We start from the raw sequence: 14130 nt of genomic DNA, 5'->3' as shown, positions 1-14130 counted from the left end.
GCCCGCATTTCTCGGCGCCATGCGTATTGCAGCCATTCTCCTCGCCGCCGGGTCGGGCCAGCGTTTCGCCGCATCCAGCCCGGGCGGCGCGGCCCCGCCGAAGCAGTTCACGCTGCTGGGCGGCGAACCCGTGATCCGTCATGCCGCCCGCGCGCTGGCGCCCCATGTCGATCTGATCCAGCCGGTCGGCACGCATCCGGGCGTTGCCGACGCTCTGGCCGGTCTCAACTGCCTGCCGCCGGTCGCCGGTGGTGCGGAACGTCAGGACAGTGTGCGCGCAGGCCTCGAGGCGCTGAACGCGCTGCCGGACGGCCAGAGCCCCGATGTCGTTCTCGTCCACGATGGCGCGCGCCCGTTCGTGCCGGCAGAGCTGACCAAGGCTGTGATCGCCGCACTTTCCAGCCATCCCGGCGCGATCCCGGCGGTGCGCGTCGCCGACACGCTCAAGCGCGTGGAGCATGGCGTGATCGCCCAGACCGTCCCGCGCGAGGCGCTCTGGCGCGCCCAGACGCCGCAGGGCTTCCACTTCAACCTGTTGCGTGACCTGCACCGGACCCATCAGGGGCCCGTCACCGATGATGCAGCCCTTCTGGAAGCCGCGGGGCAGACCGTCGCGGTCGTCGAAGGCTCGGACGACAACATCAAACTCACCCATCCGGAGGATCTCGTGCGCCTGGAGAGACTGCTCGGCCATACGCCGCTGCCACGCATGGGCGTCGGCTATGACGTGCATGCGTTCGCGCCCGACCGCGACCTGATCCTCTGCGGCATCAAGGTGCCGCACGACCGGGGACTCGCCGGGCATTCGGACGCGGATGTCGGCATCCATGCGCTGTGCGATGCGATCTATGGCGCACTGGCCGAGGGCGATATCGGGCGTCACTTCCCGCCGTCCGAAGCCGAGTGGAAAGACATGGATTCCGCGCGTTTCCTCGTCCATGCGGGCGAGTTGATCCGCAAGCGCGGCGGCATGCTGATCAATGCCGACGTTACGCTGATCTGCGAACGGCCGAAGATCGGCCCGCTCGCGCAGGCCATGCGCGCGCGTCTGGCGGACCTGCTGAAGGTCGATATCGACCGCATTTCGGTAAAGGCCACGACCTCCGAGCGCCTGGGCTTCACCGGGCGCGAGGAAGGCATCGCCTGCACGGCCGCGGCGACCGTGCTCGTGCCGGAGGGCACGGCTGCCATTTCCACGCCGGGACGCGCAGCCACCGCTTCCGCTCCGTGACACGCGCCCGCGCGGCCATACCCTGGACGGTCGCGGGCCTCGCCTATCTCGCGCTCGCAACGCGAGTCTCGTCGCTGTTTCCCAAGACCACCGATCAGACAAGCTATTTTCAGGCAGGCGTCGCCGTCGCCCATGGGCATCTCCGGCTGGGCGGCTGGCTTCTGACGCCGCCCGATTTCTGGACGTCGGACATCGCGCTGTCGGCGGTGCTATCACTGGTCTGGCGCATGCTCGGACGTCCCGAGGGCAGCCCGTTTCTCCCGATGCTTCAGCCCGCCATCATGTGGACGGGTCTGGTCGCCTCGGCGATCGCCATGGTTCGTCTGCGCGGCGGCAGATGGCCTGCCGTCGCCATCATCGCCGTCCTGCTGGGCACACCATTGTTCGCGATGCCGGTCGCCTATTTCACGACGCTTTCGGCGATTCATCTCGGCTCGGTGCTTTATGCCGGCTGGGCACTGTTCTGGGCCGCCCGCGCCTTCGACGCGTCCTCCCTGCGTGAAGAGCGCCGCGCCGGCGCGGCCTGCGCTCTCCTTCTGCTCCTTGGTGTCATCGGCGATCCACTGGTCATCGTAAGTGGCACGCTGCCCGTTCTCGTGCTGAGCGCCCGTTCCGGACGGTGGCGGATTGGCGTCATCGCGGTTCTGGCGACGACACTGGCGCGTCTTCTGCTGGCGCTCAATACGGCGACAGGCGGCTTCGCTACAGCGCCACTGCCCCTGCGGTTTGCAGATTTCCAGGCACTCGGCCCGAACCTCGCCGTGACATTGCACGACATGCTGGTGCTGTTCGGAGCTGATCCGACCGGACGCGCCGTGAGCGATACGCTACCCGAGCTGCTTCGCGTGCCGCTGCTGCTGCTCGCGCTGGCGGCCACAATCAACACCGTCCGGCAGCACTTTGTGCCGTCATGGAATACCCTGCTGGTCACAGCATCGGCCCTGACGGCACTTGCGCTGCTGGCCAGCGATCGCATCGGTCTCGAGGCCGGCTCGATCGCCACAGCGCGCTATCTGTTTCCACTCTGGTTCGATCTGACGGTGCTCGCCGCCTGTTGCTTCGGGCGGTCACGTCGCGCGGGCCTGTGGGCCCTGGCGGCGCTGTCCGTTTCTGTGGCAGGCAACGCCCGAGTTCTGCCCCGGCACGCGACCGGCATTCTCTCGGCCGAAGACAACGCGCTCGTTGCCCGGCTGGAAGCAGAGGGGCTGCACAACGGAATCGGCAGCTGGTGGGCCTCGGGCGCCTTCGACGTGGCATCATTGGACCGGTTACATGTCGTCCCGGCCATTGCGGGCGGTCAGTGCGGTCTGTCGCCTTTGGTACAGATCCGCCCCTATTTCGCTTTATCGGACATCATGCGTGGGCCGTTCTTCGTGCTCGTGCCTGCGCCGCGAGAAACCTACGATGAAGCGAATGTACGGGCGTGTCTTGGCACGCCGGCCCGGAAATTTCTTCAGGGACGCTACGAGGTTCTGGTCTACCCCGCCCGTCCCGGCCATCTCAGCTGATGGCGAACAGGACGACGACCACTGGCGTTACGGCCAGCAGAACCCAGGCGCCCTGCGCACAGGTCGCGAACAACCGGGCACCCCGCGCCCGAAGGCTGCGATGACGCGACCGCTCGGCGCGGTGCGGCTCCCAGTCAAACCCTGCAATTCGTCCCCGGTCCAGAGCGGACATCTGTTCGGACATGCCATACTCCCCTGACGGCGTCATGCGATGACGAGATGTTGTCCAATCGCGCTGCAGTGGTCGAGTTACCAATCCTCTCGATTGGTCACACAGCCAACAGCACGATTTCCAACCCCGGGAGATATGTCGCGTAATCGTGGCGAAATAAGGTCTGCAGCGGCGTATGCAGCGTATTTCGTTTCATGAAAGCGCGGCAAAACAAGCCGCTGCCGCAAGATCGGTACCGCGGCCGGCAATCGTATCGGCAAGATGTGGATCATCTCCCCAGATCCGCAACTGTTCCGTCTCGTCCAGCGAAGCCAGCGCCAGCGCCTCTTCGGGCGTCAGCACGCGCTCGACGAGCGCCATGGCCAGCACGAGACTGCCGCTCGCCTGCGCGGCAACGCCCAGTGCTGCAAGCCGCGGCACACCCTGTTCCGTCAGCAGATGCGTCATTGCCTGCCTGGTCTCATCCGTCTGCACGACGGGCAGGATCCCGTTCGTCGTTGCAAGCCTGCCGCCACGCGGCGCGAACCAGCCAAGCCATGGATCGAACCGCGCCGCCTGCAGAGCTCCCATGGCGCCATCCGTCCGATAGCACAGCAGGTCGTTCAGCCCGATCTGAAGAAGGGCTGCCCGCGTCGCATCGGGCGCAGGCGCGATCCGTTCGATCATCGTGCCGGCGATCCGTGTCAGCGGCAGATCGTCCGGCGTAAAGGCGGAAGACGGCGCAATGGCGCGCCACTCCTCGGCGATCGCATCGGCCAGCGCCTGCGTCGGGACACTGAGCGATGCCCCCTGCGGAAGACGGATCGGCCGCCCGTCCAGCCGGACATCGAAGCCCGTTCCGGCGGACTCGACCGAGACATCCGTCCAGAACCGTCGTCGCGCCGTGCTCAATGCAGGATCCCCAGCGAACGCAGCAGGTCGCCTGCCCGGCTGTGATGCGCCGGTGCGGCCTGAGGCGCAGGGCCGGATGCGCCCTCGCGCGCGGCTGCAAGCGTTGCGATGCACGGGTCGGGAGGGGCTGCTCCGCCGATCGTCAGATTGAACCGCCCGTTGGCGTCCCGACCAAGGGCCGCGTGCGGTGCCGCGACCGTACCCGTCACCGTCACGGGCGCTGTGGCATCGCCGCCGCCGAACCCGAGGCTGGGTGTCAGATCCAGCGACAGCGCCTGATCGGCAAGACCCACGGTGCCCTTGCCCGTGACCGCCACGTGTCCGGCGGCCAATCCGATCGTGTCGATGGTCGCCTGGCCGGAGGCGATGTTCATATGGGTCCCGAAGCACCGCAGATCGGTGTCATGCCGCCCGAAGGCGAGTCCGACCGCGCGGCCGACCAGTGCGCTCAGTTCCCGCGAGTCGACCCGTCCGTCGACCACGGATGCGCCCAGATGGCCGGACATGCTGTCGCGCAGCGCGGCCTTCGTGTCGCCCTGCGCCGCAAGTGCACCCACCAGTTCCATGGGACCGCTGACAAGCGTCGGAATGCCGAGCGTGCGCTCGATCAGGGACGAGGGCAGGATCAAGGGCGAAAAGGTGAGGTTCAGCACGGGGACATCACGACTGGCGTCGTAATCGAGTGTTCCCGCAAGACTTGTGTCAGGCCCCTTGCCCGACAGCGGATCGATCCGCAGATGTCCATCCTTGAGCGCGACATGAGCCGTGATGTCGCTGTAATCGACGTGATCGTACAGCACGCGATCAGCCGTCAGGGACAAATCCGCATTCTGGCGTCGCAGACGGCGCACGAGCTCGGGGAGCGGAGGTGTCTGCGAAGCCGGCGCGGGAGCCTGTGCCGCAGGCGGCGATGTCGTCTGCGGTCGCAGGGCCTGCGGAACGGTCGGCGGCACGGGAGGTGCGGCCGGCGTGGGAGCCGGTGCATGCGATGCGTTACCATGCGCCCACAGCGCCTGAAGCGCGTCCAGATCTATCAGGCTGGCATGGATACTACCGGCGATCACGGGCCGTGCCGTCCCGCTGGTCCATGTCAGGTCGCCATCAAGCGCTGCTTCCCGGCTGGAAAACAGCAGATGGCTGCCCGACAGCGTCGAATGCCCGTCGCTCTCGAAATGTCCGCGCAGCGCCACGTCATGCAGCGTGACCGTATCGGCCAGGATATCCGGTGCATGACCTGCGATATCCAGCACGCTCCGGCTCCCGCCGAGCGTCCCGTCCGCGCCAAGCGTCGTCTGCGCACCACTGAGCGTGAGTGAAACCGGCATGGCGGAGGCCAGATGCGACCGCACGGCCTGCACGGCCTGTCCGAGACTGCCGAGCTTGCCCGTAACCTGCCAGTCATGCCCGGCCTGCGACAGCCCGCCCGAGACGGTCAGAGGCTGGTCGCGTCCTTCGGCCTGCAGGGATGCCTGACGGACCGTGAGCCCATGCGGCAGCTGTGCTCCCGATACGCTCAGATGAACGCGATCCACTTCGAGGCTTCCCAACACACGCTCGGAAAAATCGGGTTCGGCATCGCTTGGCTTCTGCGGCGTCGGATCATCGGACACCCGCACGTCGCCTGCGATGCCCCGGACGTCCGGAAGTCCGGCGTGAGGAAACAGTCCCTCGAAATCGCGCAGCTGCGCGATCGCGCCGCGCAGCGTCAGGTCGAAGCCGCGTCCATGAACAATGTTGGCGATCTGGCCATCCAGATTGAGCTGATCCTGTCCGACGCCGGAGGGTCCGAGCGTTGCGCCCAGACTGACCGGCCAAGGCACCTGGGCGCCATGCAGGACGCTGAGCGGACCGATATGCCCGGTCAGCGTAAAGGGCGTGTCTCCGCGACGGGCATGCAGCGCAATCCACGGCGCGTCCGTCACAAGACCATCGAGGTCGAGCTGGTCGATCCCGAACGCCCCGCTTGCGCCGTTCTGCGCATCCCGCCAGGCGACCGCACCATCCAGCACGCGTGCGCTGCCGATTTCGAGCGCCCACGGGGCATGATGAATACCTGAGGGGCCTGCAGGACCTGCCGGCTGCGGCCGGGGATGAAAGCGCCAGTTCGCAACCCCCGCTTCATTCCGCGCAAGCCAGATCCGCGGACCGATCGCCGTGACGTTCTCGAGCCGGAGCCGCCGCGTCAGCAACGGCCACGGCGCGATGCTGGCCCTGACCTCGCGCACCTGCAGCATCAGCGGATGGGCGAAGTCAGGCGGGTCGGACAGGGAGACATCGGTCGCACGGAGGCTCGGCCACGGAAGCACCGAGACATCAAGCTGCCCGACCCGCAGCGTGCGGCCGGTCTGGCGTTCGATGCCGGCGATGAGATCGCGGCGCACGGCCTGCGGATCCACAAGCTTCCTGGCTGCAATCGATACACCGACCACGAACAGCACCACGATCGCGCCGATGGTCAGGATCAGACGTTTCATCGGATCAGGTTTCCCTTGTCAGCCACGCGTCGACGTTCCGGCTCCACGGCATTGTGCGCTCAAGCCCGCAAATCGCCCTAGCGGGACGTGCGTTTCGGCGGCCGCGTCTCGCCGGGCGAGAAGCCCAGGGTCCGGAATGTCTCGCGCATATGAGGCGAGAGTGGGGCCTCGACCAGCAATCGCCCGCCTGCCGGGTGCGGCAGATCAAGCGCGCGCGCATGCAGGTGCAGCCGGTCGGGGAAGCCTTCCATATGCGCGGCCTTGCCGCCGTATTTCGGATCGCCGAGAATGGGCGTGCCCAGAGACTCGCAATGCACGCGCAGCTGGTGCGTGCGCCCGGTCAACGGCGACAGTGCAAGCCATGACAATTTCCGGCCCGCCGCCTCGATCAGTTCATACTCGCTGCGCGCGCTCGCCGCGTCTTCATCGTCGCGCGACGCCCCGATGACGAGCGCACCCGCGCCGGCGCCGACCTTGGCCAGCGGCTGGTCGATCACGCCGCTCGCAGGCGACGGCCGCCCTACGACGACCGCCCAGTACGTCTTGCGCACGTCGCGTCCGCGGAACGCCGCCGCAAGTTTCGCGGCGACACCCGGCGTGCGCGCGAGCAGGAGAATTCCCGACGTGTCGCGGTCGATCCGATGAACCAGCCGCGGGCGGTCGCCGTCTCCTTCGCGAAACGCATCCAGCATCATGTCCACATGGCGCGTGATGCCGGGCCCGCCCTGTGTTGCAAGGCCGGACGGCTTGTCCAGCACGATCACATGCTCGTCCCGATAGATCACCATCCGCTCGGCTTCGCGCGCGAGATGCGGATCGAGCACGGGCGGCGCCGGACGATCGGCCAGCGGAATCGGCGGTATGCGCAGGGTCTGGCCGGGCGCCAGGCGGGTCGAGGCCGTCACGCGACCGCCGTCGACGCGGATCTGCCCGGTGCGGCAGAGCTTCTGCAACGCGCCTTGCGTCAGGTTCGGATGATGGCGACGGAACCAGCGGTCGAGGCGGATATCGGCTTCGTCCTCGCTGACGATCGCGGTGGTGACACTCATGCCGCTCCGCTTGCCCGCAACGCAGGCTTCCTGTCCAGCGCTAACTTGGCAGAGGAACCGCCATCATGACGCTCGATCCCTTCGCCGAACACATCCGCCTGTGGTCGCTTGCCGTGGATGGCCCACCGCTCACCACGCCCAGCAGCCATCTCCTGCCTGTCCGTTACGAGGGGCAACTGGCCATGCTCAAGATCGCGCGCATCGCGGAAGAGCGTCGCGGTCATGAGGCCATGATGTGGTGGCGCGGACGTGGCACGGCCGACGTCCATGCCCATGACGGCGATGCCCTTCTGCTCGTCCGGGCGACAGGTCCACTGCTGCTCGATGACATGGCGCGGTCGGGAGACGACGACCGGGCAACGCGGATCCTGTGCGACATCGCGCGCCGCCTGCACGCCGTGCCGGATCCCGCGCCTCCCGGCCTTTGCCCGCTGCGTCGGACATTCGCGATGCTGCCACCGGCCGCCCGTGCGCATGGCGGCGTGCTGACGCGATGCAGCGCGCTGAGCTGCGCGCTGCTCGACGCGCCGCGCGGCAGGGTCGTCCTCCACGGCGATCTGCATCACGCCAATGCGCTGGATTTCGGTCCGGCCGGCTGGTGCGCCATCGATCCGAAAGGCCTGATCGGCGAGCGCGGCTTCGAATACGCGACACTGTTCCTCAATCCTGACCTTGCCGATCCGTCCCGCCCGGTCGCGGTCGCGCGGTTCGGGCATCGGCTGGGGATCGTGGCCGAAATGGCCGATCTGCCGGTCCGGCGACTCCTGATGTGGGTCGCGGCGTTTGCAGGGCTGTCTGTAGCCTGGGCGCTCGGAGATGGACAGGATCCGTCGGTCGCGCTCGAGATCGCGCGCGAAGCCGTCTCCACGCTCGACGCATGAGCCCTTCAGCCCCGCCGGTCGCGCCTTGCCCGCAGGCTGGCGAGATGACGCCCGATCTCGGCTTCCCGGCCACGGCCGGTCGGCTCGTAGAGAACCGCGCGCGGCATGCCGTCTGGGAAATAGTTCTGCCCGGAGAAGGCGCCGTCCGCATCATGGTCGTATTCGTAGCCCTTTCCATATCCCAGCTCGCGCATGAGCTTCGTCGGGGCATTCCGGATATGGGCAGGCGGGATCAGGCTGCCCGTCTCGCGGGCAAGGGCCCGCGCCCGCTTGTAGCCAACATAGACCGCATTGGATTTGGGAGCTGTCGCAAGATGGACGACGAGCTGTGCCAGAGCCAGTTCGCCCTCGGGCGTACCGAGACGCTCGAACGTCTCCCATGCCGCGATCGCAAGCGGAAGGGCCTGTGGATCGGCCTCCCCCACGTCCTCGGCGGCGAAACGTGTCAGCCGGCGGGCGATATAGCGCGGGTCTTCCCCGCCCTCCAGCATGCGCGCGAACCAGTAGAGACCCGCATCCGGATCTGATCCACGCAGCGATTTATGAAGTGCCGAGATGAGATTGTAATGCTCCTCCCGGTCGCGGTCGTACAGGATCGCACGTCTGGCCAGCATGTCCGACAGCTGTCCGGGATCGAGCGGTGTCGGATCGGGAAGAGCCGCCAGTTGCTCGGCCATGTTCAGGAGATAGCGCCCGTCGCCATCCGCCATGGCACGCAAGGCCGCGCGCCCGGCCTCCGTCAGCGGCAGCGGATGCCCGATCTGCGTCTCGGCCCGCACAAGCAGCTTTTCGAGGCCGGTTTCGTCCAGCCGGTGCAGCACCATGACCTGGCAACGAGACAGCAGGGCAGCGTTCAGGGCAAAGGATGGGTTCTCTGTCGTCGCGCCCACCAGCACGACGGTCCCGCGCTCCACATAAGGCAGGAAACCATCCTGCTGTGCGCGGTTGAAGCGGTGAATTTCATCGACGAACAGGAGTGTGCCGCGTCCGTCGAGCTGCTGGCGCTGCGACGCCTGCTCGAAAGCGCGTTTCAGGTCGGCAACGCCCGAGAACACGGCGGAGATCTGCACGAAGGCAAGATCCGCGCGGTCCGCCAGCAGACGGGCGATCGTCGTCTTGCCGCAGCCCGGACCACCCCACAGGATCAGGCTCGACAGCGTCTCCCGCGCCAGCATAAGCGACAGTGCGCCACGCGCGCCCAAGAGGTGATCCTGCCCCACGACATCCTCGAGGCGTTGAGGGCGGAGCCTGTCCGCAAGCGGCTGGGTCCGGGGTGCCGGGGTCCGATCGGGTGCGGACGGCGCTGATGCGGATGGTGCCTTGGCACCCGACGCGCTGCGCGGAGCGGGCTTGGCTTTTGCCGCATGTTCGCTCGGTGCCGGCGCACCGAACAGGTCGCTCTCACTCGGACCTGCCATCGCCATATCCCTCGCGTCCATCATGTCTCGCCATCAGGCAGGAACATAATGTGTCCGCGCGGTACCGGTAAGGTCTCAGGCCGAAATCGCGGTGTCCGGGATCTCCGCCGGGCATTTCAGCGGGATACCGGGCACCTGCGGGAGGAACTGCGTCTCGAAGATGCGCAGCAGGTCGGGGTCGAGCTTGTCGCCCATATCCTGGAGACGGACGAGCGCGTCTTCCGCCGAAAGACAGGCCTTGTAGGAGCGCGGCTCGACGAGGGCTGTGAAGATGTCGCAGATCGTGGCGATGCGGACGTGGTCGCTGATGGCCGAAGCCGAAAGTCCGTCGGGATAGCCCGATCCATCCAGCATTTCATGATGATGTCGCGTCACGGAAAGCAGCATCGGATCCGCCTCGCCCTGCGCGCGCAGCATGTCATATCCCCAGATCGGGTGCTTCTTCACGAGCGTGAATTCTTCCTCGGTCAGCCGGGCAGGCTTGTCGAGCAAGGCCGGAGGCAACAGCGCCTTGCCGACATCATGCACCATGGCGGCCGAGGTCATGCGGCGGCTGTCCCGCGTCCCGACCCCCAGCGCCACCATGAAACCCGCCATGATCCCTGCCATCAGCAGCGAATGGCGATAGGTCTGGTCATGGAACTGCGCGACGGTCGTCATCCAGCGGCCGACGCCGTCCTTGCGCGTCGCATCGAGCATAAGCCCCGCCGTCCGCTCGGTCTGTTCGAGATCGAGCGGCGCGCCATTGCCTGCCGCATCCAGCAGCCCACGCAACGTGATCTCCGATGCCCCCGCAGCAGCGAGCATCCGCCTGTCGCGTTCCAGTTCGATCAGGACATGGCACCGCGCGGCAATATCCTCCGGCGAGCAGCGTGTATCGATGATCTCCGACGCGCCGGACATGGTGGCGCGGATATGCTCCAGAGCCGAAGGACCGCGCATCGCGAACACCACGGGCACGCCCGCGCGCAGTTCCGGCGGGATCGCGGAGAGCGCCACCTGCATATGGCCGCGCCCGATCGTCTCGAGGCTCGTCACGAGGATCAGATTGACTTCCGGAGCCCCCTTGCCGGCCCAGTCCTGCAGCGCAGACCGATTGAAGCCCGGCATTTCCAGATCGACGACCACGGTCGTGCCGAAAGGCGCGAAAGCCGCTGTCAAAGCGGCCTGACGCATATTGTCGGGACCGATGACGAGCAATGTCGAATGAGGCATCGTGAGCATGCCCGCAGGCAATCATGTCTGCCTTAACAAACCGTGAAGCCGGCGCCTCTCATTCCACCAGATTGCGCAGCGCACCCGGCAGCAGCATTGAGAGCGGCTGCACATGCACCGCCGGCTGGCCCATGGGCCCCGTGACCCGGAACGTGGTCGCCAGAAGGCCGCCGCCCTTCTCCGGGCTGAAGACCCGCCCGACACCGGGCAGGCGACCGGGCAAGGCGTTGATGGCGAAGACCGGCACGATCGTGCCGCGCAGATTCAGGGTCTGTGCGCTCAGGTCCGCATCCCCCTGCACGGTCGCGCCCAGTTCGTCATTGCCGAGACGACCGTCGTGGATATGCAGGATCGGACGATCGAGATGCAGTGGAAGATGCATCCGCGTCACCTCGAAATGCTGGGCATTGCTTTTGGACCAGTCATAGACCGAGAGATGGCTCGCGGCCGTTAGCGCACCCGGCGGGTTGAGGAACGCGAATTCCCCGATATCGAGGGTACCATCGAACGGCGGCGTGCCCGACGGGTTGTGCGGCGTCACGCGCGCCATGGGATCATGGAAATCGCCTGCCAGCACGGCATGTCCGCCCGCCACCCGCTCCGTCACGCCAAGCGCGCTCAGAAGCCTGCCGAAATCGGCGATATCGATCGCGACGTGACGCTCGCGGGCTGCCGGTGCGATCGTGACGACGACGGCAGTCGGGTCGACCACGTGGATCGTGCCGCGTGCCAGATGAACACCGTCATTTTCGAGATGAGCGGTCACGGTCCCGAGTGCGCCCGTCTGCGAATAGAACAGCCGATGTGCCGCAAGATCGATGATCCAGCCGCGCTTGTTCCGGCCGGGCGCCGCCGGATGAGCCGGTGTTCTGGAATGCACGAGCGGCGCGAGATCGAGCGTATCGGCGGTCACGGAAACAGCGATCGGCTCATGATCCGAGCGCGGCACGCCGATCGTTGCGTGCCCCGTGGACCGACTGATCCGGAAGGTATCGAGCACGACCGCGCGGATCGTGCCATCGGCCACGGCGCTGTGCCCCGTGACACTCAGCTCCGGCCCGGCGGCTTCGATCGCGTCCACTGCCGTGATCTGTCCGCCGGCAATCGCCAGATGCGCGCGGGCATCGGCTGAAATACCGCGGGCCTTGTGCCACACGGGCACGGAGAGGTCGGCCCGGGTCAGATCGAGGTCGAGATCCATGTCGGCCCGCCCGTCCGGCCGGGCGCGATAGTCCGAAGTCAGTTCGAGCTGCCCCTGGAACAGGCCGGGCGGCGCAATCCCCGCGCGCACGACATTGTCGGGATCGAGATATGAAACAGCATGGATATGACGGGTAATGCGGTCCGGCGCGCCGTCCGTGAAATCTTCATGGACGGTCACGTCGGTCGGCACACCCGACAACGGATCATGCGCCACGACGTCGAGCGCTTTCGTGGTCGCCTCCAGATGACCGCGTCCGTCGTCCACGGAGCGGCCGAGGACGACGTTGCCGAGATGAACGCGCGTGAAATCGGCCTGCGCATGCAGAGTTATGTCACTGACACGAACCCGGGCAGTCAGCGGAAGATGCAGTGCGACCGTGCTTTGCACCTCGCCTTGAGGATCGCTGAACGGAAACGGATGGCGCGAGAGCAGGTTGAGGCGCCGCTCCGAAAGCAGGGCTACGAAACGCGCGAGACTGCCCGAACTGTCGACACTGATGTCGGCGTCCTGATCCTTCACCATCAGGCCATTGATGCGCATTGAGCCGCTCGGCACCATCAAGGGCCCCGCTCGCGTCAGCTGAGTGCCATGCCCGAATTTCAGGACCAGTGCGTTCGGGCCATCAAACGTCGCACTCGCCTGAAGATTTTCGACGGGAGGCACCGGTGCGAGCCACGCAAGCCGCAGCCCGTCCGCCGTCATGCCGCCGTCGAGCGCGGTCGCCGTCAGCGACGACAGCCCGTGGTCGGCATGTATATGCGCGTGGGCCGACAGTCCTTGCCCTGTTCCGGCGGTAATGTTGCGCGTTACCCAGATCTGGGCGCCGCGCATGATGCTGCTCGGCCAGACTGCGCCGAGTGTTGCGAAATCGAGTGTCGAAGCAGACGCATGCGCATCGCCGTCAATGACCAGCGGCTTCGCCAGATCGTCGGTATTGATTTGCGCGTCGGCAGAAAAAACGGTGTCCGGGACATCGGGATGCGTGGGATCGTTGAGGGCGATCACGGCCTGGGTGATCCGGAGTGTCGCAGCACGCGCCTGTGCCGGCCTGGGCATGTCGATCGCCGCTGTCACCTGTCCGGCTCTGACATGCATGTCCGGCCCGCGCATCTGGCCTACGCTCCCATCGCCGAGCCAGATCTGGGCCGACATGCCGGCGAATGCCATCCCCGGCAGCAGAGCCAGCGCCCGATGGTCGTGGACGGATGTCGGGATCGTGCGGGCAGACGCGCGCAGGGCCACGGGGACGTGCCATTCCGACAGGGTGCGGGCAACGTCCGGCGCGGCTGCGGTGAACGGTGCCAGCGCCGCGGGCGTGACAGCGCTCGATTCATAGGACCACTCGGTCGAAGAGCCGCTTCCTGCATGAGACGACAGGGCGACCCGGGCACTTTCGCCCCTGGCGCGCACCATCATGCCCATCGTGCCCAGCCACGTGTCTCCGGTTCCGCGACGTCCTGAAGCCTGTATCGCGTCGATGGCGATGACCGTATTGGACACGGCATCACGCAGGGTGATCCGCCCATCGGCAAGGGCGATCCGCTGGAGCTGCAACAGGGAAATCGGCGGCGGTGCGCCCCCCGGCCTCATATCGGGCAGGTCGAGGTCCACACTTCCATCACGTCGGCGCTGAAGTGCCAGCCGGACGCCATGGGCCGAGACAACCGAGGGCGCGATCCGATGACGGAGCAGGTCATGCATGCCCAGCCGGACCGATACGTCAGCCAGTGAATCCGCAATTTTTCCATTGGACTGGCTGATCGCAAGGTTCGTTGCGGACAACACCAGATCGGACGCGCGCCCCCGGCCGGCATGATCCCAGAACAGGCTGAGATGCTGCCACGTCAGTCGACCTGCCGGATGGTGACCGATGCCGCGTGCCACCGTGACCGGCAGGACCCGGGAGACATAGGGTGTGATGTCGAGCGGCCGCAAGGTGAGCCGCCAGAGCAGCAGTCCCGATAGCACGGCTACCAGCAGGACGAAGGACACAACCAGAATCAAGGCGCGGCGTGCGACCACGAGACACTCGACGCCGAACTCGTTCATTGTGAAAACCTTGGGTGGTCCCGGCCGGAGGGGCCGCG

10 protein-coding genes are annotated in these 14130 nt (G+C 66.7%); 3 read left to right on the top strand and 7 right to left on the bottom strand.

All coding sequences use genetic code 11. The features are described from left to right. Positions 1–19: 19 nt before the first annotated feature. Together ispF and B8446_RS01895 are read left to right on the top strand one after the other, a co-directional pair. Positions 20–1231 (top strand): 2-C-methyl-D-erythritol 2,4-cyclodiphosphate synthase, encoded by a 1212-nt coding sequence (gene ispF, locus B8446_RS01900; RefSeq protein WP_048846590.1) that lies wholly within the window; start codon positions 20–22, stop codon positions 1229–1231. Further along, positions 1228–2739 carry a hypothetical protein gene (locus tag B8446_RS01895; protein ID WP_048846589.1) on the top strand — a complete coding sequence of 504 codons (1512 nt, stop codon included), beginning with the start codon at positions 1228–1230 and terminating at the stop codon, positions 2737–2739. The genes ispF and B8446_RS01895 overlap by 4 nt, the downstream gene beginning before the upstream one ends. Here the strand turns inward: B8446_RS01895 and B8446_RS01890 are convergent. The 4 genes from B8446_RS01890 to B8446_RS01875 all read right to left on the bottom strand — a co-directional run bounded on the left by B8446_RS01890 (position 2732) and on the right by B8446_RS01875 (position 7325). Next, positions 2732–2923, bottom strand: a complete 192-nt coding sequence (locus B8446_RS01890) for a hypothetical protein (RefSeq protein ID WP_148505799.1) — start codon at positions 2921–2923, stop codon at positions 2732–2734. The two genes, B8446_RS01895 and B8446_RS01890, sit on opposite strands and share 8 nt — an antisense overlap. A gap of 180 nt (positions 2924–3103) precedes the next feature. After that, entirely contained in the window at positions 3104–3802 is a 699-nt protein-coding gene (locus tag B8446_RS01885; protein ID WP_048846586.1) for an ATP12 family protein, read from the bottom strand. Beyond that, the gene (locus tag B8446_RS01880) at positions 3799–6276 is read right to left on the bottom strand and encodes an AsmA family protein (protein WP_048846584.1); all 2478 of its coding nucleotides are present in this window, start codon (positions 6274–6276) and stop codon (positions 3799–3801) included. The genes B8446_RS01885 and B8446_RS01880 overlap by 4 nt, the downstream gene beginning before the upstream one ends. A 77-nt stretch (positions 6277–6353) precedes the next feature. Then, positions 6354–7325, bottom strand: a complete 972-nt coding sequence (locus B8446_RS01875) for an RluA family pseudouridine synthase (RefSeq protein ID WP_048846581.1) — start codon at positions 7323–7325, stop codon at positions 6354–6356. Positions 7326–7390: 65 nt separating this feature from the next. Here B8446_RS01875 and B8446_RS01870 point away from each other — a divergent pair, with 65 nt between their 5' ends. Further along, the gene (locus tag B8446_RS01870; protein ID WP_048846580.1) at positions 7391–8206 is read left to right on the top strand and encodes an aminoglycoside phosphotransferase family protein; all 816 of its coding nucleotides are present in this window, start codon (positions 7391–7393) and stop codon (positions 8204–8206) included. Between the two features lie 5 nt (positions 8207–8211). On the opposite strand, the gene B8446_RS01865 is transcribed toward B8446_RS01870, so the two are convergent. From B8446_RS01865 to B8446_RS01855, 3 genes are all read right to left on the bottom strand, one after another. Then, entirely contained in the window at positions 8212–9624 is a 1413-nt protein-coding gene (locus B8446_RS01865) for a replication-associated recombination protein A (RefSeq protein WP_084711991.1), read from the bottom strand. Positions 9625–9699: 75 nt separating this feature from the next. Further along, a complete protein-coding gene (locus B8446_RS01860; protein ID WP_048846576.1) occupies positions 9700–10848 on the bottom strand; it encodes an HD-GYP domain-containing protein in 1149 nt (382 codons plus the stop codon). A gap of 49 nt (positions 10849–10897) precedes the next feature. Next, positions 10898–14092 carry an AsmA-like C-terminal region-containing protein gene (locus tag B8446_RS01855; protein WP_048846574.1) on the bottom strand — a complete coding sequence of 1065 codons (3195 nt, stop codon included), beginning with the start codon at positions 14090–14092 and terminating at the stop codon, positions 10898–10900. Positions 14093–14130: the final 38 nt, after the last annotated feature.

This window comes from Tanticharoenia sakaeratensis NBRC 103193, from assembly GCF_000963885.1.
GTDB lineage: Bacteria > Pseudomonadota > Alphaproteobacteria > Acetobacterales > Acetobacteraceae > Tanticharoenia > Tanticharoenia sakaeratensis.
Note: the sequence above shows the minus strand (reverse complement) of the source record. Positions and strands in the feature narration are given on the sequence as shown.

Coding starts and splice junctions, on each gene's coding strand:
- B8446_RS01865 (WP_084711991.1), bottom strand. CDS start 9,624: ATGGCAGGTCCGAGTGAGAGCGACCTGTTCGGTGCGCCGGCACCGAGC.
- B8446_RS01875 (WP_048846581.1), bottom strand. CDS start 7,325: ATGAGTGTCACCACCGCGATCGTCAGCGAGGACGAAGCCGATATCCGC.
- B8446_RS01870 (WP_048846580.1), top strand. CDS start 7,391: ATGACGCTCGATCCCTTCGCCGAACACATCCGCCTGTGGTCGCTTGCC.
- B8446_RS01855 (WP_048846574.1), bottom strand. CDS start 14,092: ATGAACGAGTTCGGCGTCGAGTGTCTCGTGGTCGCACGCCGCGCCTTG.
- B8446_RS01890 (WP_148505799.1), bottom strand. CDS start 2,923: ATGTCCGAACAGATGTCCGCTCTGGACCGGGGACGAATTGCAGGGTTT.
- ispF (WP_048846590.1), top strand. CDS start 20: ATGCGTATTGCAGCCATTCTCCTCGCCGCCGGGTCGGGCCAGCGTTTC.
- B8446_RS01860 (WP_048846576.1), bottom strand. CDS start 10,848: ATGCTCACGATGCCTCATTCGACATTGCTCGTCATCGGTCCCGACAAT.
- B8446_RS01880 (WP_048846584.1), bottom strand. CDS start 6,276: ATGAAACGTCTGATCCTGACCATCGGCGCGATCGTGGTGCTGTTCGTG.